Consider the following 23,362-nt stretch of genomic DNA (forward strand, 5'->3'; position numbering starts at 1 on the left):
ACACCGGATGAAACTACAGGACCTCGACATCATCGTTACCGCCCCGCCCGCGCCAGGCTGGGGAGGACGCTATTGGATATTGGTTAAAGTCACCACAGACACCGGGGTCACCGGCTGGGGTGAATGCTATGCGTCGTCCGTCGGTCCTAAAGCGATGCGTCATGTCATCCGGGATGTGTTCGAACGGCATATGCTGGGCGAAAACCCCGAGAATATCGAACTGATGTTTCGCCGCGCCTATTCCAGTGGGTTCACCCAACGCCCCGACCTGACCGTGATGGGCGCGTTTTCGGGGTTAGAGATCGCCTGCTGGGACATTCTGGGCAAGGATCGCGACCGGCCGGTCTATGCCCTGTTGGGCGGGCTGATGAACGAACGTATTCGGGCCTATACCTATCTTTATCCCCTGCCTCACCATAAACTGGCTGACTTCTGGACCTCACCCGAACAGGCCGGGGAATGCGCGGCAGAAATGGTGCGGCGTGGGTTCACGGCCGTGAAGTTCGACCCCGCAGGTCCCTACACCATCCGCGGCGGGCATATGCCCGCGATGTCGGATATCTCGATGTCCGTAGCTTTCTGCAAAGCGATCCGCGAGGCTGTTGGCGACAAGGCCGATCTGCTGTTCGGCACACACGGTCAATTCAATACTGCAGGCGCGATCCGGCTGGGTCAGGCGCTGGAACCATACTCTCCGCTGTGGTTCGAGGAACCCACCCCGCCTGACATGATCGAGGACATGGCCCGCGTCGCTCGAAACGTGCGTATCCCCGTCGCAACCGGAGAGCGCATGACAACCAAGGCCGAATTTGGGGCCGTCTTGCGGGCAGGTGCCGCCGAGATACTACAACCCGCATTGGGCCGCGCCGGTGGTATTTGGGAGATGAAGAAAGTCGCCGCCGTGGCCGAGGTATTCAACGCGCAGATGGCCCCACACCTATATGCCGGGCCGATAGAATGGGCGGCCAATATCCATCTGGCAGCTTCGATTCCGAACCTGCTGTTGCTGGAAACCATCGAGACCCCCTTCCACGACCAACTGATCAAGGGATCGCTGCGTGTGGAGGAAGGCTTTGTACCCTCCCCGACCGCCCCCGGCCTGGGGATCGAGGTAGACGAAGACTTGGCCCGCGCGCACCCCTACACAGGGGATGGTCTGCACCTGCAAATGCAGGAGGAGCCTTGTGACTATGTGAATGGAAACGCCTTTCAGGGCGGGGCGCCAGCCACCGAGGGGTGACAAGCAATCCCAATTCGGGGCATATTGGGTCAACCTCATTTCGAAACAGGCCGCGCGTGAGTACTACTGATACAGATACCAAGGGCGCACATCCTGAAAACCCCGCGGACATGAAGGAAAGCGCCGCGCGGGCCGCCGCATTTTTGAAAACGCTGGCACATGAAGGGCGCCTGATGATCCTCTGCCATCTGGGCGAAGGTGAGAAATCGGTCGGTCAGTTGGAGGAATTGCTGCAAATCCGTCAGGCTGCCGTGAGCCAGATGCTGGCCCGATTGCGGCAAGAACGGTTGGTCTCAACCCGTAGGGATGGCAAAACGATCTATTACTCACTGCAAGACGGCAATGTCGCGCAGGTCATTGGGCTGCTGTACGATTTGTTCTGCAAGCCCGAAACCTAGTTCGAGACGTAGCCTGCAATCACCTGCATCAGCTTGAACGCAGTCGCTGCGTCGTTCTCGACCACGGCCAGGAATTCTTCCTCGCCGATCCGCAGACAGGACAGCTCTGTCTCGGCAATCATACTCAGCGCACGAGGCTCCTTGCGGATCAGCCCCAATTCACCCACCAATGCACCGGGCCCGACCGTTGTGATCAGCTGATCCGGGCCTTCCATTTGCGGAAGATACAAACCCGCCTCACCTTCCAGCACCACATAAGCACCGTCAGTGGGCTGGTCGTCTTTCAGAAATACCACCTCGCCCGGTTTGGCGTCGAACCAGCGCGCACCAAAAGCCAGCAGGCGCAGCTGTCTGCGGTCGAGACCGGAAAACAGCGGTGTCTGCTCCAATGCGCGCAGCTTGCGCGCCAGATCTGCCGAGGCGGCGCTGTCCTCTTCCACAGTGGCTTGCCCTTCATCCGAAACCACCCGACCTTGCCGGATTTCAACAAAATTGTCGAATACATCCGGGTTGTCGAACTGGTCGTTCAGATAAATGACTGTCGTTTCCGGTAGAAGCTCACGCAGGTTTTTGTAAACCGCGATCTTGGTCGCCATATCGTAGCTGGCCAAGGCATTTTCCAGAATCAGAATATCCGGTTTCTTGATGGTTGCACGAGTAAAGGCCAGCGGTTCGGCAAAGATCGCAGGCAGGTTCTGCCCCCCAATCGCAACCGGAACGTCATAGATCAGTTCCACCACTAACGGACGCGCGCCGTGTTCGCCCAACACGTCGACTATCAACTTGCGTGCCTCATCCGATCGGCCGCCACCAATCTGACTTACCTTGCCAAACAGCGCATTCTCTAAGACAGTCAGGCCCGGCGCGAATTCCTCTTTATGCAGCGGAACAAAGACATCATGCAGCCGCTCCATCAACTTCTCGGAATGACTGTGACGCAGTTCAAGGATGCGGTTCTTAAGCTCATCAGTGAAGGCCGGACCGATCTGCTCGGCCGAAATGACGAAGGGTACCGCCAGCAGATTGGCAAGCTGTTCGTCATCCAACCCCGAAACGCCCTCATTCCTTGTACGCTCGACCAGTTCCAGCGCAGCTTCATAGGTCTGCGCCTCCAACCCAAGCTTGCGGAACAGCGGGTGATCTGTCCCGTCGAGACCGAAGATTTGGCGCAGCATCTCAATCACGTCTCGGGTCAGTGAGACCAACGTCTCATCCAGTCCCAACTCGCGCAACTGCACAAGGAAGATGGTTTGACGCGCCAAAAGCTCTTGTGTGACTGGCACCCGAGGCGTGGCGAACAACAGGTTTTCCACGACGGGCAAAGCCGAGTTGTAGGCACACCAGTCGAAGACAAGCGCCTGTTGTTCCAACCCGGCTTTTTTCACAGCTTGCTGTACCAGAGGGCGCAGTTCGATCAGTTTGCGCGCAAGATCAGGGTGATCGGCGGCGTTAAAAACCTGTTCGGCCCCGCGCTGGAACAAAGCCGCGCCCGACCCCATTCCGTCGATTAGATGCAGCCACCAGTCTCGCAGCTCTTTCGGGCTGTTCAACCCGGCCAGCGACGGGTCCAGCCAATCACCTTCAAATGGATCAGCGCTATTGCCAGCACGTTGGGTTTCAGCAAAATCGGGATCGTCTGTCTGCGTCGTCAACGGTTTCTGACGCATCGGCATCATGACGTTGTCACCCAACGTACCCTTGAACATGACCGGGCGCGACGAGGCATAGCCGATGCGTGCGGCCACTACGCTCTGATGCAGAGCCGCCATGCTTTCACCCCCAACCTCAAGCCGGCCTGCACTGGGCAGGATGTCGCGAGTCAGCAATTCGGCCACGGCGCGACGGTCTTCTTCGCTGGGGGCCGCAATCCCGATGGTCTGCCCGCCTGAAAAGGTGAGGTTCAGGTCATCCAATACCTGATTGCCATCCATATCCCGAACCGAGACCCTATCCAGCACGATATCGCCATTCAGACGGGGGTTCGATTCAGGTTCGCCCTCGAACAGCTTTTCATCCGTCATTCCGGGCGGCGCAAAGCGTTCGATCACCACATCCCAGCGCAGCGACATATCCTGCGTTTGGTTGTAGTAGGTCAGCAGCTCTTTCCATGGCGAGCTCAGGTCTTTGTAGGCAGCCAAAGCCGCAACCAACGCACCCAGAGAGACCGAGCCCTGCAGCACCAGCAGACCACCGACCAGATAGAACATGAAGGGCGTCAGTTGAGAGATGAAGTTATTGATAAACTTCATAAAGAACTTTTTCTGGTAAATCTCGAACCGAATACCAAACAGCCGCCCCAGCTGTTCCGAAATCATTGCGCGGCGATAACGCCAGCCACCGTTGGCCCGAAGGGTCGAGGCACCAGCAGCGTTCTCGCCGATCTGAGCCGCCAGCACCCGCACTTCCTGAATGCGCTTTTTGTTCAGCAAGTTGATCTGACGTTGCAGTTTAGGGATCAGCCAGGCCTGCAACGGGATCAGCGCCACGGCGGCTAGACCGAACCACACGCTTTGCAGGAACAGAAAGGACAGGATGGTGATCATCTGCCCGGCCTGCAGTACCGGTTGGCTGATCGCATCGCCCATCAACCCGCCCATCGGTTCGCTTTCGGCGGTGATCATCGACACCATCTCGCCCTGGCTGACCCTCTCGAAATAGGGTTGCGGGAAACGCAGGGCGCGATTGATCAGCTGATAACGAAAGCGGCGCAGCATTCGTTCGCTCAGCACACCTTTCATGGTGTTGATACGCATCTTCATCAGACCATGCGCCAGAACCGCCAGCAGAAATGCGCAGCAAAGAAGGATCAGAAATGTGGTCTGAGACATTTCATACCCAAGGACATCCACGACGGGGTTGGCCGCACCGATTGCGTCGTTGATGATACGCTTGGGCAATTCCAGCGTAAGATACAGAAGCGGGAAAAGAGTGGACGTCACGGCCAGCAGGATCAGCTGATCGCGTTTTGAGTATTTCCAAATGAACCGGAAAATTGAACGTTCTATAGAGTCTGCCCCCACTTTGGATCACCGATCCCATCTTGAAGAAAGTGTCGCACATCCAACACCCTAAAGTTACCGTAATCGTGGCTGATCACGCAAATGGTTTCCAATTTGAACATTATTCCGCCCTGTGTGAACTAGTTCATTTGCGCCACAACGGTTTAGCGCCTAAACTTTGATCGGACGATATCGGGAGGAACACTTTGACTGCCAATATAGGCGCGGTGTTTGTGATGCTCTGCTTATTGCAGATCAAACATATGTTTGCGGACTATTACCTTCAGACTCCCAAAATGCTGTCCGGTCGCGGTGAGTACCTCCACTGGGGCCGGACTCAGCACGCGGGCGTACACGCTATTGGTTCAGTTATCGTCTTCTTGCTGTTTGGCACGCCATGGGCATTCATACTGATCATTGCTGTGCTGGAATGGATCGTCCATTTCAACATTGATTACTTCAAAGCCAGCTACTCCGACAAAAAGCAACTGGTGCCGTCGCAGGCGGCATTCTGGCGCGCAGCGGGGCTGGATCAGTGCATGCACAACCTGACCTATATCGCAATGGTTTGGGCTTGGGTTAAGTTCGCCACCTGAACCGCCGTCACCTCAGGCGACATGTTTAAGAAAAAATGGCCGATATGCAGCCAGCCATTGCCGATCCAGTGCATCAATTTCGGTTGCATCGAATCTGTCTGCAACTTCCCAATAGCGGCCTGAAGGAACACGGTAGCCCAGCTCTTTCTCCACCTGTAACAGCGTCGGCATGCTATCTGTGGCTGGTAGTTCACATGTTTCCAAATCATCGAGCGTGACGGATGGAAACAGCAACCTGCTTTCCCCTTGGGACAGCCGGACCACCCGACTGCCTTGCATCGCCCCAAACAGGGCAAGGCGCGCGGATTTGGCCTCAAGCGATCGCAGAGAGATGTCACCTCTCAAGGGATCTGCCACTCCGGTCCCGTAGAAATGCGTTCTCCCAGTACGGGGATAGATCATATCGCACCCGAAAAAAGCCAATACTGCGGGGTTCAAAGCAGAAAGCGCCCAGTAGCCTGCAGTAAAGGCCATCGTACCCCCAGCATAAACAAATCCGCCAAATTTGTTTTGTGCCGGAACGTAGTCCTGCGCGGTAACGATCCGCTGTTGTGGGCCGATACTGTCAGGATGGTTTTCAGCCGGGAAATCCTCGGGATGGATCAAAACATCCCAATCCGGTCTGATGCGCCAGGCGTTATTGATGGCACGATGTGTGAAAAGCGGCCGCGCGCCCAATCTTGCGCAGCAACCGCATCTGGGGCGCTGCCCAGTATCAGAACTCGATTCGTTGGCTCGGCCATCCTCGGCCCCGCATTTGGTTCCCAGGAGATTTAGAGCGATTTGGCCCGTAGGCTACCCCAGAACGGAGAAACTGCTTTCTTCATTGATCGGGCGTTTGCGGGAATAGAACCCGACATCAATCATGCGCTTGATGTACGGCAATTCGAACTGCAATGGCTGCGCGTCGTGATCGGCACCGCCTTCGCAATAGTCTATCAGGGCGGTCATCATCTTACCTGCGATCGGAGCGTTCTTATACTGGTTCCCGCTAGTACCGCAGGCCATATAGAACCCGGGCAAGCTGGATTTGTCATAGATCGGAATCCAGTCGGTCGAGGCGTCATATAAATCCACAACTCCGCGCGTTTTTGACGGGATGCCAAGGCTGGGCACCCGCTGCGCATAGCGCATCGCTTGCGTAGTCCACTGATCAGTGAAGTCGCGGTTATAATGCACGTCGTCCTCGCACCACTGATGCGGATCGCATTCCGGGTCCTCGGAGCCGACAAGGATGTGGTTGCCATGCTCGGGGCGGCAATAGCAGGCGATATCGCTGTCTGATACGATGGTGCCGTCGTTTTCAAAGTCGAACCCTTCGGGCGCGGGGACGTGTACCACTTCCTGCCGCAGGGGGCGGGTTTCGATGGTCATGTCATCCAGTACGCCCGCCATCTTGTTGATGATCGCCGAGCCCGGCCCGGCCACGTTCACCACCACCTTGGCGCGGATTTCCTCACCCGAGGCCAGCTTGACCCCGGCTACGCGACCGCCCTTTGTCAGGATCTCGACCACTTCGGCCCCGGCCCGAACCTCGGCCCCATGCTGTTTGGCGGCATCCAACAGGTTCTGCGCCGAAAGCGCCGGGTCGGTGACATAGCCTGCTTGTGGCCAGAACACACCGCCTTGCATTTTGCGGCCATTGGGCTGGCCAAACTCGGGGTCATCCATGCGTTTCGGCGGTGTAAAGCTGTCCAGCGAATAGACTGGCAGGCGTTCGGTGATCTTCTCGGGTGACCACTCCTCGAACGGGCAGTCCAGATCGGCGCTGTTTTTCATGTGCTTCTCAAGCATCCCGTTGGCGTCTGTCTTCATCACCAGACACCCTGTTTCACGGAACTGCGCCAGATTGGCATCTGCAGGCAGGCTCAGATATTCGGCCCAATCGCGCCAGTAGTGATACCCCTCCCATGCAAAAGCAGTGCCATCGAAGGTCGAGTAATGCATCCGGATGATCGCGCAAGACCCCGCGGTCGAGCCATGGCCAGCCTGAGAATTACGGTCCAGCGACAGGGTCTTCCACCCGGCCTTGGCCATCTCGAACGCGATGGCGGCGCCGATGACACCGGTGCCGATGATGATTGCGTCTGGTTGGCTCATTCTGTGTCTCCTTCCCAATAGCGCTTTGAATAAGCGTAGAATTCTTCGATTTCCTCAGGCCTCGGCTCGACGCCTGTAAAGACATAAAGGTAGTGCGGTGCCATCGACAACCGCACTTCCTTTGGCTCGTTCAGCTGGGCTAGATCATATCCGATCTGCATGTAGTACAGGACGCGGGCACGGGTTTCCGCTTCAACTTCGGCATAGCCATATCGTGCGAACATTGCGTGCAACGCCTCAAGGCGCCGGGCGTCCGACTGATCCAGTGCACGCCGCACCTTGCCCGACTTGCGCGCCCAGTCCCGCACGGCAAAATCCAGCGCCGTATCGAACAGGTCTGCGTTCACCACGCAGCGATGGACATTGCAGACCGCCGCTGTGATAGTGTCTGCCGGGGCCTCAGCCTGGGCGATCAATCCGGCTGTATTGGTGGCCTGCCAGCGGGAAAGCAAAGCGTCCAGCAGCTCCTGCCGAGACTTGAAGTACCAATAGAACGAGGATCTCGACACGGCCATCCGCTCGGCGAGGCTCAGCACCTTGATCTGGTCCACCCCGTCCGAGATCAGCACATCCATCGCCACGTTCAGCCAATCGTCGCGCGTGACCTTGACGTTGCCGACCAACGGTTCCGCCTTGGGATCGTCTCGGTGCAGGATCGGTTTGGTGTTCATTCAACTCTCCGGTGGCGCGCCGCCTTCGGCGGTACGACGCGCAATGAAATCCTGCAAGGCTCCCAGCCGGTCACCATCGCTGGCAGGTGGTTTGAAGTCGTTCAGAATACCCTTCCAGACGCCCGTTGCGCGGTGGTTGGCATCGACCGAGCCGCGCTCGGTCCAGGTACCGAAATTGGCATAGTCGTGGACATGCGGCTGGTAGAACTCGGTGTTGTACCTCTCCATGGTCTGGCTGGTGGCAAAGAAATGTCCGCTGGGCTCGACCTCACTGAGTGCTGTGTCGAAACCGATCTCGGCGGCCCCCGCCTGCGCGCCAGCACAAAGCTCGGCGATCATGTTCAGCACCTCAGCGTCGCAGACCAGCTTTTCGAAGGACACGGTCAGCCCACCTTCGAGCCAACCGGCCGAGTGGATGATCACGGTCGCCCCGGCCATCAAACAGCCCCAGAGACCGAACTGGTTTTCATTGGCCGCTTGCACATCGTTGATGTTCGAAGCTGACCCGGCGGCGGATCGCCAGGGTAGACCCAGATGCCGCGCCAACTGCCCGGCCGCCAGCGACGCCTGAAAATGCGAGGGTGTCCCGAAGGCAGGTGCGCCTGACTTCATGTCTACATTGCTGGTGAACGTACCATAGCAAACCGGCGCGCCGGGGTTGGTCAGTTGTGTCAGGGTCAGCGCCGCCAATGCCTCGGCATGAGACAGCGTGATTGCGCCCGCCACAGTGATCGGCGCCATCGCCCCCATCAGGGTAAAGGGCGTGATAATCGACATCTGACCGTGGCGGGCAAAATCGATCAGGCCCTGCGCCATGGGTATGTCCAGCGTGCGCGGGCTGTTGGTGTTGATGATCGTGTAGCAATGCGCGTTACTGCGGAATTCGTCATCCGACAGGCCCCGCGCGGTCGACAGCATCTCAAAGCAATCCATCACCTGCGGCGTCCCGCGCGAGAAGAAGAACGGGAACTTGTCCGTCAGCTCCATCTGCGCCTGCGTCGTGAAGTAGTGGCGCAGATGGGTCGGCACGTCCTGCGGCTCGACCTGCGGTGAGATCATCTGAAACACGTCGAAATGATGCGTGAGTTTCAGGAAATCCAGATAGTCCTGCCCGGTCGCGGGCCGACGGCCACGCTCCAGATCGGTCGCATTTGGAGCCCCGGCCCCCGGCTGAAACACCAAACTTCCTAGTTCCAGAGTGAAATCCCGATGACGCGCGCCCGCACGGCAAGCGATCGACTTTGGGGCGGATGCAACAGCCGCGTCGACCATGTCGCGCCCGATGAAAACCATCTCGGTGTCTTCATCCACGCGCGCGCCACCTGCAGCAAAAATCCGGCGGGCTTCGGGCAGCAGGACCTTCACCCCCAATTCCTCAAGCGTCCGCATGGATGTATCATGCATGTCCGCGATCTGATCCGCCGAGAACACCTCCATCTGCGGGAACGGATTCTTCAGGTGGCGGTAGTTCACATCGCGACTGGGCGGAGGAACAGCGTCGGCCGCGCCCCCGCGTCGTCGCCGACCGCGCTCTGATGTTTGTGTGATTACCATCAGCCCCTCATCGCCTTGCCCTGCGGGTCGTAAGGGGACGGTGCAATCACCCGCGCGGGACGTTCAACCCCAACCACATGCACGGTAAGTTCCGTGCCCGGTTCGGCCTTATCCCGATTGACCAGAGCCATTGCCAGCGACTTACCCGTGTAGTGCCCGTAACCGCCCGAAGTGACAAAACCCACGCGCTCACCATCGGCCCAGATCGGCTCATACCCGCTGGCGTCCGCATCCAGCGCGTCCACCTCAAGCGTCACCTGAACTTGCGCGGGGCCGTTGCCCTCTCGTTCGGCCAAGGCGGCGTCCTTGCCGACGAAATTCTTGTCCCAGTCGATCCAGCGATCCATCCCGGTCATGCCCGGAGTATAAAGCTGTGTGAATTCCGCAGACCAGATGCCGAAGCTTTTCTCCAACCGGGTCGAGAGCATCGCGTTGAAGCCGCATTCGCGAATGCCGTCTTCGGCCCCCGCCTCAAGCAACATCCGCCGCAGCTTGATGTGATCGCCATAGCGGCAATTGATCTCATAGCCCTTTTCGCCAGTCACCGACATGCGCTCCAAGCGGGCGCGGACAAGACCGATATCGAAATCTCCACAGCCCATGAATTTGAGGTCCGAGATGTCCTGTTCCGACAGCTTCTCGACCACCGCCTGCGATTTCGGGCCGACCACGGCGAAGCCGCAATATTCCTCGCCCAAATCACGGATATTAACGCCGTCGATCATGTGGTCGTCGAACCACCGCATATGCCAGGCACGTAGGTAGTAGCTGCCCATGATCCACCACGTGCCATCGCCCCAGTTGAGCACAGTCAGATCGCCCTTGAGCCGCCCGTTCTCACCCAGCATCGGGGCCAGCTTGGCGCGGCCCGGCGCGGGTAATTTAGAGGCCATGACCTTGTCCAGCCAAACCTCCGCGTTCGGACCGGTGACTTCGAACCGCGAAAAGCCGGAGATATCCAACAGGCCCACGCCTTCGCGGATCACCTTGCATTCCTCGGCCACGATTTCGTGGGCGTTCGAGCGCTTGAGTGTCGGGGTTTCCTCAAACCCTTTCGGCGCGAAATAGAGCGGTACCTCCAAATCCCAGCTAACGCCCCATTTACACCCGGCTTCGGTCATTGCGTCATGGGCTGGAGCCATTTTCAATGGACGCCCTGCGGGCAGTTGCTCGTTCGGATAGGTCATCACAAAACGGCGGGAATAGAACTGCCCTGTCGTCTCGCGGATGTACCTCTTGTTCTGCGCGAAATCCCCATACCGCGCCACGTCCATCGGCCAGGCATCCGCCTCGGGCTCGCCATGGATCATCCACTCGGCCAGTGTCTTACCGACACCACCGCCCTGCAGGAAGCCCGCCATCACTGCACAAGCCGACCAGTACCCACGCTTGCCCGGCACCGGGCCGACCAGAGGGTTGCCATCGGGTGAAAAGGTGAACGCGCCGTTGACCCACGTCTTGATGCCCACATTCTGGATCGAAGGATACCGCTCGAAGCCGAGCGTCAGTTCATTCTCAATCCGATCTAGCTGTTCCTGAAACAGCTCTTCGCCATAGTTCCACGGCGCGCCGTCCATAGCCCAGTGTTCGTGATCGACCTCGTAGATACCAACCAGAACGCCCTTCTGATCCTGCCGCATGTAGGTGAACCCTTCGAGGTCCACGGTCATCGGCATCTCGAAATCGGCCTCGGCCACTTCGGGCACCGTGTCGGTAATCAGATAGTGGTGTTTCAGCGGAGAGACCGGCAGTTCAACGCCCGCCATGCGACCCACCTGCTTGGCCCAAAGACCCGCCGCGTTGACCACATGTTCGCAAGTGATCGTGCCGCGATCGGTCACCACCTGCCAGCCGTCCGCTGTCTGGATCAGTTCCTCGACCTTAGTTTCCTCGTAATATTCTGCACCGCGTTTCTTGGCGGCCGTCGCATAAGCCTGCACAGTACCGGTCGTGTCGATATAGCCTTCGCGGTCTGCCCACATCGCACCCAGAACGCCGTCGGTGGACATGATCGGGCAGCGCGTCTGCGCCTCTTCCGGAGACAGCAATTCACAATCGTCGATGCCGATAGACTGGAAAATACGATAGTTGGCCTGCAGCCATTCCCACCGTTCGGGCGTACCGGCCAGCGTCAAGCCACCGGTCATATGCAGACCGATATTCTGCCCCGATTCCTTCTCGATCTCGCTGAGCAGGTCGATGGTGTAGGCCTGAAGCGAAGCCATGTTCGGGTCGGCGTTCAGCGCATGGATACCTCCGGCCGCATGCCAGGACGAACCGGACGCCAGCCGCCGCCGTTCGAGCATCACAACATCCGACCAGCCGAACTTGGCCAGGTGATACAGAACCGAGGCACCAACAACGCCACCTCCAATGACCACAACGCGATACTGAGATTTCATCCTGCCCTCCCTACTTGGCTTGGGCAGGACGCTAGCCCCACTGTTCACTTCTGTCTAGACATTTATGTACAGTTCTTCTTGCAGGCGCCCAGCGACCGAAACATTCGATTTAAAGCTGAGCGCTGGGCCGTGCTCCGATCTTTTCGAACCACGCAAGCGTGGCGGAATTTCGCTGTGGAATCCGCGCCTTGATCACACGGGCAAAATCGACAAAGACATAAGCCGTAATATCGGCCAGCGTGAATTCTGCACAAGCGATGTAGGGGCTTTCCGCCAACCGAGTTTCCAGCAGATCAAAGAAATGCTCTACCCGCGCCGCGCCGCGCTGACCCAATTCGGGAATCTGAGCGTAATTGACCGGACCAGGAATCGCCCTTTCGGCAAAGGCGGGATGTGTGTTGCGCAATGTCTCGGCGATGGGCAATCCACCTTGCTGCTCGACAATACTGTTCCACATCAGGACCAGCCCCTTCTCATCCGGGGTGCGCCCCATCAAGGGTGGTTCGGGAAAGCGAGCCTCAAGATACGCTGCAATGCCCAGATTTTCGGTCAAAGCCACGCCCTCATCAGTGACCAACACCGGAAGCGTCGCGTTTGGGTTGACGGCCTTAAATGCATTGCCTGATTGCTCGCCTTTGGCGATCGAAATCTCACGTGTCTCGATCTGCAGCCCTTTTTCCGCAATATACATGCGGGCGCGACGCGGGTTCGGGGCCGTAGAGCAATCGTAGAACAACATCGTTAGGTCAACTTATCGGCGATAGACAAAACAGCGCCCCTCAACGGCGCCGGGTGGGAGCGGCAGTTCGATCAACCCTTCAAAATACATCCTGTCGCTGGAAACCATCAGCCCGCCCTCTGCCAGAAGCGGCTCGATTAGGGGCGAAACGAACCTGGCAAACGCGTCGTTCTTTTCGCGGTTATGCCCCCCCAGATCTGCGTGGATCAGACTGGCGGTCGCACCGAATCGATCCAAAGCGGCGGGCAGCGTCTCGCGCACGTCGCCCAGAATCACTCGATCTTCGGGCGGGGTCGAATCCGGGTGCGAGGCCACGGCGCGTTCGAATACGTAGACCAGGCGGTTTTTAACGTATTGCACCATATGGTGGTAAGTACGTCCGTTCCCCAGCCCCAATTCAAACACTGGCCCCAGCATTCCTTGTGTCTGGGCAATAGCGTAATCCAAACAGGCCCGCTGTGACACCATGCGGTCAATGAACAGATCCAGTCGGCTTTGGTCGTCGGGCACGGGGAAATCTCTCCTTGATATCAATCGGCTTATATAGTGGGGCCGACAGGGTCTTTGATGGCAAATCTTCAAGACTTTGTGTAGATAAAATGGAGACAGTTTCACGTTTCCGAGACATTTCGGACTAAGAACGGGTTTGACTAGCCTGCACCTACCGCGCGAAACTGCGCCAAAAAACACGGGGGGTTGATTTAGCCAATGCCGCACCACGGCCTTACAGGTGGGACGCCTGCATGACAGCGTTGTTGTCTGTCCGGGACCTGAGCATCGGTTTTGGTGCAGGAGAGTCCGTTGTCAAAGGCGTCAATTTCGACGTCGAAGCCGGCCAGACACTGGCGCTGGTGGGTGAGTCTGGCTCGGGCAAGACCATATCGTGCCGGGCGGCCTTGCGGATTCTACCGCGCACGGCACAGATTCGCAGCGGCACGATTATTCTGAATGATTCCAAGGGCACCGAGAAACTGACAGAGATCAGCGAGCGGCAAATGCGCGACATTCGCGGCAACCGTATCTCGATGATCTTTCAAGAGCCGATGCGGTCCCTGTCGCCCCTGCACAAAATCGGCAATCAGGTCAGTGAAGTTCTTTGGTTGCACCGAGGCGCATCCGAGGCGCAGGCCCGCAAAGAGGTTCTGACCCAGTTTGAACGCGTGGGCTTTCCTGATCCTCAGCGCGCCTATGATTCCTACCCGTTTGAGTTGTCCGGCGGCATGCGCCAGCGTGCAATGATCGCGATGGCGATGGTGTCCAAGCCGGATTTGCTGATTGCAGATGAACCCACAACCGCACTTGACGTTACGACACAGGCGCAGGTGCTGGGGCTGATCAAAGAGTTGCAGCGCGAAACCGGTATGGCGCTCATCCTTGTAACGCACGATCTGGGCGTGGTCGCCAATATGGCCGAGCAAGTCGTCGTCATGCACAAGGGCCGCGTCATGGAAGCTGGCGCCGCTGCCCCGATCCTGACCGCTCCTGCGCACCCCTACACCCAGCAACTGTTCGACGCCGCACCTGAGATCCCCGACAAGGAAGCGGTTGGGATTCCCATGCCCGGCGAAGACCTGATTCTACAGATGAAGGGTGTGTCCAAAACTTACACTATGCGCTCCAGCAAGGGTTGGCAGGGTGAGCGTCTGATCCATGCCTGCCGTGGCGTGGACTTAAATCTTGCCCGCGGCAAGACGTTGGCCGTCGTCGGTGAAAGCGGCTCGGGCAAGACCACAGCCGCGCGCATTGCGCTGGGGGCCGAGCCACCCGACCCCGGCGGTGAAGTGTTGTTCCGGACCTCGGCGGCCGAAGATCCGATTACCGTGCATCGCATGACCCGCGCCCAGCGCACCGCGTTTCAGCGCAAGGCGCAGATGGTATTTCAAGATCCCTACAGCTCGCTCAGCCCCCGAATGCGCATTCAGGACGCCATGACCGAGCCGTTGGAGATTCACAATATCGGCAAGATGGCGGAACAACGGGACAAGGCAGCCGAGATGCTGCAGCGGGTCGGCCTGAATGCGGACATGCTGAAACGATATCCGCATGCCTTTTCAGGCGGTCAGCGACAGCGCCTGTCGATCGCGCGGGCAATGATGCTGGACCCTCAGCTAATCGTTTGTGACGAGCCGACCTCGGCCTTGGATGTCTCTGTTCAAGAACAGATTCTGACGCTGCTGGAAAACCTGCAGGACAGCCTCAACCTGTCCTATTTCTTTATCTCTCACGACCTTGCTGTTGTGGCGCGCATCGCCGACGAAGTAGCGGTGATGCGCCGCGGTCTGGTCGTTGAACAAGCCCCACCCGAAACCCTTTTCTACAATCCCCGCCACCCCTACACTAAGGCGCTAATTGCCGCTCAGCCAGAACCTGACATCAACCGACCCATCGACCTGAAATTGGTTGCTTTGGGCGCAGGTTCGCCAGACAGTTGGGATGACGCCTTCCGATTTACCGACTCCGTGATACCTTCACTGGTAGAAATGGAGCCCGGCCATAAGGTACGATGCCATGTTTAAGACCACTCGCCCCCTGTTTCTGGCCGCCACACTGGCTGCTGCATGGATGCTGCCCGCCGCAGCAAATACGCCTACCCCTCAGGAAGGTGAATTCTGGTCTACCGAAGTGAATGCGGGCAACCTCCCCCCCATCGAAGAACGCCTCCCGACCGAGCCTTTGGTCGTCGATCTTGCCGCCAAAGGGCGTGAATTCGGCACCCCCGGCGGAACGTTGCGTACTATGGTAACGCGGTCCAAGGACATTCGTCAGATGGTTGTCTATGGATATGCGCGACTGGTTGGTTTCAATGAAAACTATGAAATCGTGCCGGACCTGTTGGAATCGTACGAAAGCGAAGGCAACCGTAAATACACACTGAACCTGCGCGAAGGCCACAAATGGTCGGATGGCTCGCCGTTCACTTCGGAAGACTTCCGCTATTGGTGGGAGGATGTGGCGAATAACGAACTGCTCAGCCCCTCGGGTCCACCGGATTTCCTGATCGTCGATGGGAAGTTGCCGACAGTCTCCTTCCCCGACGAGACCACAGTCATCTTTGAGTGGGAAGACCCTAACCCCGACTTTCTACAGTCGTTGGCGCAGGCCCGCCCTCCCTTCATCTACCGCCCTGCGGCATTTCTAAAGCAATACCATGACAAATATGCTGACGCCGAGGAGCTCGCCTTTCTTGTCGAAGATGCCCGCGTCAAAAGCTGGGCGGCACTTCATAACAAGTTGGACAACCTGTACAAATACGACAACCACGAGCTACCCACGCTGCAGCCTTGGCTGAACGCCAGTTCGGGTAAGAAGATCCGGCACAATTTTGTGCGAAACCCCTATTACCACCGCATCGACAGCAAAGGCGTGCAACTACCTTATATCGACGTGGTCGAAATGGAGATCGTCGCCCCCGGCCTTGTTGCCGCCAAGGCCAATGCCGGTGAGACCGACCTGCAAGGGCGCGGGCTGGCATTCCGCGATGCCTCAATTCTGAAAAAGGGTGAAGAGGTTGGGAACTATAAAACGCGGCTATGGAAAACCGGTGTCGCGTCGCAGATTGCGATATACCCGAATTTGAATTTTGCCGATGAAGGATGGCGCGAGGTTCTACGCGATGTGCGTGTGCGCCGCGCCCTGTCGCTGGCCATTGATCGCCAGACAATCAATCAGGCGCTGTATTTCAAGCTTGCTCAACCGGGCGCGATGTCGGTTCTGCCTGCGTCCCCGTTCTATAGCGAAGAAAATGCGCAAGCGTGGGCGCAGTACGACGTCGACGCGGCCAATGCGTTGCTGGATGAAGCAGGCCTGACCGAACGTGATAAGAACGGCGTACGACTGCTGCCTGACGGCCGCCCGATGGAATTAATTATCGAAACCGCCGGGGAACGGCAAGAGGTCGAGAACGCCCTCCAGATCGTTACCGACAACTGGCGGGATATCGGTGTAAATCTGGTAATGCGCCCCTTGGACCGGGACATCCTGCGCAACCGTGTTTTTGCTGGCAACACAATGGCCTCTGTCTGGTTTGGGTGGGATGACGGCATTCCGCAGGCTCACACTTCGCCAGCCTATCTGGCACCGACCGATCAGGTTTTTCTCGCCTGGCCCAAATGGGGTCAGTATTACCAGACCGGCGGAGATGTGGGCGAAGCCCCCGACATGCCCGAAGCCGAGCGCCTGATGCAATTAGCCTATGATTGGGAGGTCGCAACCAATGATGACGAGCGCAAGGCGATCTGGACCGAGATGCTGAACATCCATGCGGATCAACTGTACGCTATCGGCATCCTGAACGGCGCACCGCAGCCCGTTGTGGTTTCGAACCGCCTGCGCAACGTACCCGAACAAGCCATGTGGGCATGGGAGCCCGGCGCACATTTCGGCATTCACCGGCCGGACGAATTTTTCTTCGCCGACTGATCAGGAGCAGCTAAATGGTTATGCTGCGCTATGCAGTCTATCGCTTTTTCACGATGCTGCTGACGCTGTTGGTGGTGTCGGTACTGATCTTTGTGATCATCAACCTTCCGCCCGGCGACTATCTCAGCAACCAGATTGCAGAACTACAGGCATCGGGCCAGTCTGCCGGTGTGGCCAAGGCCGAGTTCCTGCGCACGGAATACGCACTGGACCGACCGATCTGGGAACAATACCTGATTTGGATGGGCTTCTGGCCCGGCCCGCACGGGTTCGAGGGCCTGCTACAAGGTAACTACGGCTGGTCCTTCGAATTCGACCGCCCCGTGGCCGAGATTGTGGGCGATACGCTCTGGCTGACCGTTGTGGTCAATCTGGCGGCAATCCTGTTCGTCTACGCCGTTGCCCTGCCCCTCGGCGTCATCGCTGCGGCAAAGTCGCGGACGTGGATCGACTATACCTCGGCCTTCGTCGGCTACCTCGGACTGGCCACCCCGAACTTTTTGCTGGCACTGATCCTGTTCTATTACGGCCACCGCTATTTCAACCTGCCTATCGGCGGCCTCATGGACCCCAGGTTCGAAGGTCTACCGATGAGCTGGGACAAGATGAAATCCATCCTCGTTCACCTGATCGTCCCGACCTTTGTCATAGGCACATCCGGTGCCTCTGCCATGATGCAGCGTCTGCGCGCCAATATGCTGGATGAGCTTGGCAAGCCCTACGTCGAAACCGCCATCGCGAAGGGAATGGCGCCGTCCCGGATGCTGACCAAGTACCCGCTCCGCGTGGCCTTTAACCCGTTTGTTGCAGATATCGGCAACCTGCTGCCATCGATGGTGTCCGGCTCGGTTCTGGTTTCGGTCGTTCTGGGCCTGCAGACTATCGGCCCGACCTTGCTAACGGCGCTAAAGACGCAGGACCAGTTTCTATCCGCATTCATCTTGATGTTCGTGGCCCTGTTGACCCTGATCGGCACCATGATCTCTGACATTCTGCTGGTCATGCTCGACCCGCGTATCCGGTATGAGGGGCGTGAAGCATGACCCAACACCCCGACGGTCGCTTTGTCGACGACGCCCCCTTCGACCCGGACGCCGCGCTGCAACAGCTAGAGCGCGCCGATCTGGATGCGCCCAACTGGGTGCTGGTCTGGCGCAAGTTCAGAACCCATAAGCTGGGCCTGATCTCGGGTATCTTCCTGCTGCTGTGCTATCTAATGCTGCCCTTCGCAGGCTTCATCGCACCCTACGGCCCCAATGAACGGAACGGAGAGCACCTCTACGCGCCACCACAAAGCGTGAATTGGTTCTATGAGGGGAAATTCATCGGCCCACATGTTTTCCCCATCATTGCAGAGGCCGATCTTGAGACCTTCCAATGGAAGTTCGTCCCCGACCTGGAAGACCCGCGCCCGATCAAGTTCTTTTGCGAAGGCTCCGAATACAAACTGGCGGGTCTGATCAAATCCGACACCCATTTGTTCTGCGCCCCAAAGGGGGCCACTCTGTTCCTGTGGGGGTCGGATCGTCTGGGCCGCGATGTGTTCAGCCGCATCCTCTACGGCGCGCAATTGTCTCTGACGGTGGGTCTGATCGGCATTTCAGTATCCTTCTTCCTTGGCATTATATTTGGTTCGATGGCCGGGTATTTCGGCGGCAAGATCGACTGGGTCATCAACCGGGTGATCGAAATCCTCCGATCATTACCGGAACTGCCGCTCTGGCTGGCGCTTTCCGCTGCGGTGCCATCGAACTGGAGCCCCGTCGCGGTGTTCTTCATCATCTCGATCATCCTCGGCATCCTCGATTGGCCGGGTCTGGCCCGTTCCGTGCGCGCTAAGTTCCTGTCGCTGCGTGAAGAGGAATATGTGCGTGCAGCCGAAATGATGGGCGCAAGTTCCGGCAGGGTGATCCGCAAACACCTGTTGCCCAACTTCATGTCGCACCTGATCGCATCGGCCACCCTGTCGATCCCGGCTATGATCCTTGGGGAAACGGCGCTCAGCTTCCTTGGCCTTGGCCTACGGGCCCCAGCGGTAAGTTGGGGCGTGATGCTGAACGATGCGCAGAACCTCGCTTCGATCGAGATTTATCCGTGGACGGCAATTCCGATGCTCCCGATCATCGTCGTGGTGCTGGCCTTCAACTTCCTGGGTGATGGACTGCGCGACAGCCTCGATCCGTATCAGCAATGACCCTGATTTCCGCCCTTCCCGCCTCGGACAGCTATAAATCCAGCGGCAAGGGTTCACGGCCCAGCGCCTTTGCCGTGTCAGAACTGGCGACAGCCAGCTTTGGCGCGGTGGGTCAGGAATTGGCCCGTCTGGTGGCCGCGTTGAATCTGGCCCCCAAACTACCAGAGGTATCGGTCGATCACCGATTGGCCTCGCTCTGGTACGGATATTCTTTCAAACCAAAAGGGTGGCAGATACCCAGCCTTTGGGATGCCATCGCCGGCGACTATCAGGCGTCCGACGGCTGGATCAGGTTACATACCAACCTGCCACACCACAGAGCGGCGGCGCTGACGGTTCTGGGTGCCAAGGCCGACCGGGACGCCGTCGCTCAGGCCCTCAAAACGTGGTCCATCGCCGACCTGGAAACCGCCATCGTGGCCGAGGGCGGTGTTGCCGCAGCAATGCGCAGCCGCTCGGAATGGCTCGACCATCCTCAGGGGCGGGCCGTGTCGCGCGAACCTCTGATCGGCTGGCACAGCCCAAGGCGCGTCACCTTGCGGAACCGCCCCGAGGCGACGGCGCAGCGCCCATTGGCCGGTTTGCGCGTTCTCGATCTCACCCGCATTCTGGCCGGGCCGGTTTCAACCCGGACGCTGGCCGGATTCGGGGCCGAGGTTCTGCGAATTGACCCCCTCGGGTGGGATGAGCCGGGCGTCATCCCCGACATCTCATTGGGCAAGCATTGTGCCTATCTGAACTTGAAATCCCCGGGCGGCCTGATGACATTGCAAGCGCTTCTGTCGCAGGCTGATGTCTTCGTCCACGGCTACCGCCCCGGCACTCTGGATGCGCTTGGCCTGACCAAGCTCAAACGGGATGAGCTGGCGCCAAACCGGGTTGAGGTCACCCTGAACGCATATGGCTGGCAAGGGCCGTGGTCCACCAGACGCGGCTTTGACAGCCTCGTTCAGATGAGTGCTGGTATCGCGGATGCCGGTCGTGCATGGGCCAAGGCTGACACACCCACGCCACTTCCTGTACAGGCACTGGATCACGCAACAGGCTATCTGATGGCCGCCGCCGTATTGTCAGCTATGGCCGAGGCAGCGTCTGGAAACTCCATCATGCTTGCCCAGTTGTCGCTGGCCCGTACCGCGGAACTGCTGGCCGCCTTGGCCAAATCAGAGACGGACCAAAAGATTACCGACGCAACCACTGCCGACTATACGCAACAGATAGAAACGTCAGGTTGGGGAGAAGGCCACCGCCTAAAACCGGCCCTGACGGTCGGCTCTGCCAAAATGTCCTGGTCCTTGCCTGCCGCGAAACTGGGCACGGCTCAACCGGCCTGGCCATCGCTGTCCAACTGAACCAACCACCGCACGGACCGCGCGGCCTGGCCCAACGCTTTGGGTCGCGTCTCGCCAGAGACGCAACCCAAATGGGGCGGGAGCAGCCTCTATCGGTCGTCGCCCCCGCCGGGGCCAATATCGTCCAGGTAATCCTCGTCAATCGCTGCCTGAACTGCGCCGGTCACTGCTTCGCGCTGCTTTGGCGTCAGTTCCTCGGGTTCTTTGCCCTCGGCCAACCGCACGGTCACTTCGCGGTGGGCGAACTTGATACCTTCTCGCGCGAATAGCTCACGGATTTCCTGATAGACCTTCTTGCGCACCAGCCACTGATCCCCCGGTTTGGTCATGAACTTAACCCGAATGATCATCGCAGAATCCTGCATTTCGATCACGCCCTGCGATTTCAGCGGTTGGATAAAGTTCTCACCGATCACCGGATCGCTCAGCAATTGCTGGCCGAGTTTCTTGATCAGTCTCCGCACCTTCTCGACATCGGTGTCATAGGTCACCCGCAAAGGCAGTTTCATGATCACCCAATCGCGGGAATAGTTGGTCAGCACTTTAATCTCGCCAAAGGGAATTGTGTTCAGCGCCCCAAGATGGTGCCGCAATTGGAAGGAACGGACCGAAATCTTTTCGACAGTCCCCTTCACATCACCGATGTCAATGTATTCCCCTTTGCGGAAAGCGTCGTCCATCAGGAAGAACGCCCCGGAAAAGATGTCGCGCACCAGTGTCTGCGAGCCGAAGCCAACGGCAAGACCTACGACACCAGCGCCAGCGAACAGCGGGCTGACGTTGATACCCAACTCCATCAACACGATCAGTACAATGGTTACAACAACAACAGCCAGGATCGCCCCGCGGAACAAGGGAAGCAACGTAGCCAGACGGCTTTGTCCGGCTTCACCGCCCTCATCACCCAATTCGGCCTCTTCGCCGTCATCTACTTCCTCGGCAATTTTCGAGTCGATCCAAATGCGGAAGAAATTGAATAGGATATACCCGATAAACAGGATGATCATCACATCCAGCGCCCGATCAATTGGCAGGTCTTCGCTCCAACTGGTTTCGGGGTTCCAGATCACCACCAGCGCATATAGACCAACGACAAAGGCCAGAATACCCGCAACGCGACGGGCCAGATCCTCGTATGTCAGGATCGAATGTTGGCGCATTTCTGCCTCGGGTGTCTCGGTGGGCTCTTCGGTTTCTTCTGCAGTCGTCGCGTTCAGATCCTCCATCTGGCGGTTGCGGTCGAAATACCGCTCCAACAGATAGTTCATCGCCCCATAAGCCACGACGACAGACATGAAAATCGCATAGCTGCTGGCGACGATCGGCAGCGAGTTCTCATTCTCCAGCACCAGATCAACGGCCAGTTTGAACCAGCTAAAGACGATATACACGATCAGCACGGGCGCCCAGGCGAATGAGATAAAACGCGAGATCCAAGAAACCTGATCCGGTGCCCGCCCCCCGCGGATGGCATTGGAAATGGCGCGCGCGTTGAACAGGATCATCATCACATTCGCCAGCGCTCCTAACATGGTCAGGCTGCCATAGACCATCGCATAGACGTTGTAGTTCAATCCGAAATCGGCAACCCAGGTCGAGAACAGCGCAACCGAGATGTCATAGGTCGCGATTGCCGAAGCCCAGAAATACAGCCGCTTTGCGTCCCGGTCCGAGAATGGCGGCAGGCGGTATTGGCTCAGATAGGGCGACAACACCATGCGCCACAGGTCGGATACTGTTCGCGAAAGGAAAAAGGCGGTAAAAATTGCCGTCACGGTGAATTGGATCGAGATGTCTTCCGCCTCACCAAAGAATAGGTATCCAACGATAAGGGCCATGAGCATCGCAAAGATTGTTGCTCCGATCCCCATAAAAAACCGGAACACCAGAAACGGCATCTTTTCCCGATAGCCCTGAGGGTTTTCCTTGGACCGCGCTACGACAAGCTTTTTGGCCATGCGCTTGCCGTATATCTCGGTCGACAACCAGCGCCCCAACAAAAGGAACAGGATGTTCCAGAACAGCACCTCGACATAGGTCTGGATTCGGCCGTCGGGGCTGGTCTGGCGCAATATGTACTGAACTTCGAATATCGAATAGGGCAAAGCCTGCAGGCGTGACTGCATAGAGGCGCGGAAATCCGAAAACTTCTCTTGCGCCTTCATGAGCTGCGAACCGTCCGCCATTGGATCGTGCGGTCCTGCGTCCGCAACACCGGTCTGGCTACCCGAGGACACAACCTGTCCGGTGCTGTCGATGACGATCACGCTGGCCCCCGCTTCGGTCGCAGCCTTGATCGCGGCGGCTAGATCTCCCTCCTGGGCAGAATCAGCCTCAGTATCGGAACCCGTGCTGTATCCGGGGATAAAAGGCGTCTGCGCCGCTGCCGCGGTGACGAAGGCCGCTGCGAAAGCCCACAAAACCAGGGCAATTCCAGCAAAGAGTTTGAGTTTCATCGAACAGTCTATCCAATTCGCGTGTTGCACAGCAGGTTACAGAAGCGCCTGAGTATATTCAAATATTCAGCCTTTCGCGCCCCATGATCGTGTCATTTCGTGTTCACGCTGCAATGGGTGCGACAAGACTGTTTCCAACCTCGAAAAAACTGAATATGACCGATGCTGTAATATGGGTGGAATAGTAAGATCAACGTAAGGCACAGTGGGTGACGCCCCCCGGGCGCACCAGATGTTGCCAT

At 58.1% G+C, this 23,362-nt stretch carries 17 protein-coding genes; 8 read left to right on the plus strand and 9 right to left on the minus strand.

The window, feature by feature from the left end; all coding sequences use genetic code 11:
• Positions 1-7: 7 nt before the first annotated feature.
• Together GOW93_RS13925 and GOW93_RS13930 are read left to right on the plus strand one after the other, a co-directional pair.
• The gene (locus GOW93_RS13925) at positions 8-1,240 is read left to right on the plus strand and encodes a mandelate racemase/muconate lactonizing enzyme family protein (protein WP_170385295.1); all 1,233 of its coding nucleotides are present in this window, start codon (positions 8-10) and stop codon (positions 1,238-1,240) included.
• A gap of 110 nt (positions 1,241-1,350) precedes the next feature.
• On the plus strand, positions 1,351-1,638 hold the full coding sequence (locus GOW93_RS13930) for an ArsR/SmtB family transcription factor (RefSeq protein ID WP_170385441.1): 288 nt from the start codon (positions 1,351-1,353) through the stop codon (positions 1,636-1,638).
• Here the strand turns inward: GOW93_RS13930 and GOW93_RS13935 are convergent.
• Positions 1,635-4,658: an ABC transporter transmembrane domain-containing protein gene (locus GOW93_RS13935; RefSeq protein WP_368039676.1), complete on the minus strand. Its 3,024-nt coding sequence runs from the start codon at positions 4,656-4,658 to the stop codon at positions 1,635-1,637. The two genes, GOW93_RS13930 and GOW93_RS13935, sit on opposite strands and share 4 nt — an antisense overlap.
• Before the next feature lie 215 nt (positions 4,659-4,873).
• Between GOW93_RS13935 and GOW93_RS13940 the strand changes: the two genes are divergently transcribed.
• Positions 4,874-5,233, plus strand: coding sequence for a DUF3307 domain-containing protein (locus GOW93_RS13940; RefSeq protein WP_438826194.1), 360 nt, complete (start codon positions 4,874-4,876; stop codon positions 5,231-5,233).
• Between the two features lie 12 nt (positions 5,234-5,245).
• On the opposite strand, the gene GOW93_RS20930 is transcribed toward GOW93_RS13940, so the two are convergent.
• The 7 genes from GOW93_RS20930 to GOW93_RS13975 all read right to left on the minus strand — a co-directional run bounded on the left by GOW93_RS20930 (position 5,246) and on the right by GOW93_RS13975 (position 13,209).
• Complete coding sequence (locus GOW93_RS20930) at positions 5,246-5,707, minus strand: hypothetical protein (RefSeq protein WP_368039677.1); 462 nt, start codon at positions 5,705-5,707, stop codon at positions 5,246-5,248.
• A 321-nt stretch (positions 5,708-6,028) separates the two neighbouring features.
• Entirely contained in the window at positions 6,029-7,333 is a 1,305-nt protein-coding gene (locus GOW93_RS13950; RefSeq protein WP_170385300.1) for an NAD(P)/FAD-dependent oxidoreductase, read from the minus strand.
• Positions 7,330-8,004 (minus strand): TetR/AcrR family transcriptional regulator, encoded by a 675-nt coding sequence (locus tag GOW93_RS13955; RefSeq protein WP_170385302.1) that lies wholly within the window; start codon positions 8,002-8,004, stop codon positions 7,330-7,332. The genes GOW93_RS13950 and GOW93_RS13955 overlap by 4 nt, the downstream gene beginning before the upstream one ends.
• Positions 8,005-9,558 carry a trimethylamine methyltransferase family protein gene (locus tag GOW93_RS13960; RefSeq protein ID WP_170385304.1) on the minus strand — a complete coding sequence of 518 codons (1,554 nt, stop codon included), beginning with the start codon at positions 9,556-9,558 and terminating at the stop codon, positions 8,005-8,007.
• On the minus strand, positions 9,558-11,960 hold the full coding sequence (locus tag GOW93_RS13965; protein ID WP_170385307.1) for a GcvT family protein: 2,403 nt from the start codon (positions 11,958-11,960) through the stop codon (positions 9,558-9,560). The genes GOW93_RS13960 and GOW93_RS13965 overlap by 1 nt, the downstream gene beginning before the upstream one ends.
• Positions 11,961-12,069: 109 nt before the next feature.
• Positions 12,070-12,699 (minus strand): glutathione S-transferase, encoded by a 630-nt coding sequence (locus GOW93_RS13970; RefSeq protein WP_170385310.1) that lies wholly within the window; start codon positions 12,697-12,699, stop codon positions 12,070-12,072.
• A 12-nt stretch (positions 12,700-12,711) separates the two neighbouring features.
• On the minus strand, positions 12,712-13,209 hold the full coding sequence (locus GOW93_RS13975) for a class I SAM-dependent methyltransferase (RefSeq protein ID WP_170385314.1): 498 nt from the start codon (positions 13,207-13,209) through the stop codon (positions 12,712-12,714).
• A gap of 233 nt (positions 13,210-13,442) precedes the next feature.
• Here GOW93_RS13975 and GOW93_RS13980 point away from each other — a divergent pair, with 233 nt between their 5' ends.
• Genes GOW93_RS13980 through GOW93_RS14000 form a run of 5 tightly spaced genes read left to right on the plus strand, consistent with a single transcriptional unit; the run spans position 13,443 to position 20,664 of the window.
• A complete protein-coding gene (locus GOW93_RS13980) occupies positions 13,443-15,215 on the plus strand; it encodes an ABC transporter ATP-binding protein (protein WP_170385317.1) in 1,773 nt (590 codons plus the stop codon).
• Complete coding sequence (locus GOW93_RS13985; protein WP_170385320.1) at positions 15,208-17,118, plus strand: ABC transporter substrate-binding protein; 1,911 nt, start codon at positions 15,208-15,210, stop codon at positions 17,116-17,118. The genes GOW93_RS13980 and GOW93_RS13985 overlap by 8 nt, the downstream gene beginning before the upstream one ends.
• Before the next feature lie 14 nt (positions 17,119-17,132).
• Positions 17,133-18,161 carry an ABC transporter permease gene (locus GOW93_RS13990; RefSeq protein WP_170385323.1) on the plus strand — a complete coding sequence of 343 codons (1,029 nt, stop codon included), beginning with the start codon at positions 17,133-17,135 and terminating at the stop codon, positions 18,159-18,161.
• Positions 18,158-19,312 carry an ABC transporter permease gene (locus GOW93_RS13995; RefSeq protein WP_170385326.1) on the plus strand — a complete coding sequence of 385 codons (1,155 nt, stop codon included), beginning with the start codon at positions 18,158-18,160 and terminating at the stop codon, positions 19,310-19,312. Before GOW93_RS13990 ends, GOW93_RS13995 begins: the two co-directional genes overlap by 4 nt.
• The gene (locus GOW93_RS14000) at positions 19,309-20,664 is read left to right on the plus strand and encodes a CoA transferase (protein ID WP_170385329.1); all 1,356 of its coding nucleotides are present in this window, start codon (positions 19,309-19,311) and stop codon (positions 20,662-20,664) included. Before GOW93_RS13995 ends, GOW93_RS14000 begins: the two co-directional genes overlap by 4 nt.
• 89 nt (positions 20,665-20,753) lie before the next feature.
• On the opposite strand, the gene GOW93_RS14005 is transcribed toward GOW93_RS14000, so the two are convergent.
• Positions 20,754-23,120, minus strand: coding sequence for a mechanosensitive ion channel family protein (locus GOW93_RS14005; RefSeq protein ID WP_170385332.1), 2,367 nt, complete (start codon positions 23,118-23,120; stop codon positions 20,754-20,756).
• Positions 23,121-23,362: the final 242 nt, after the last annotated feature.

It is taken from the genome of Ruegeria atlantica (assembly GCF_013032455.1).
In the GTDB taxonomy this organism is placed as follows: domain Bacteria; phylum Pseudomonadota; class Alphaproteobacteria; order Rhodobacterales; family Rhodobacteraceae; genus Ruegeria; species Ruegeria atlantica_B.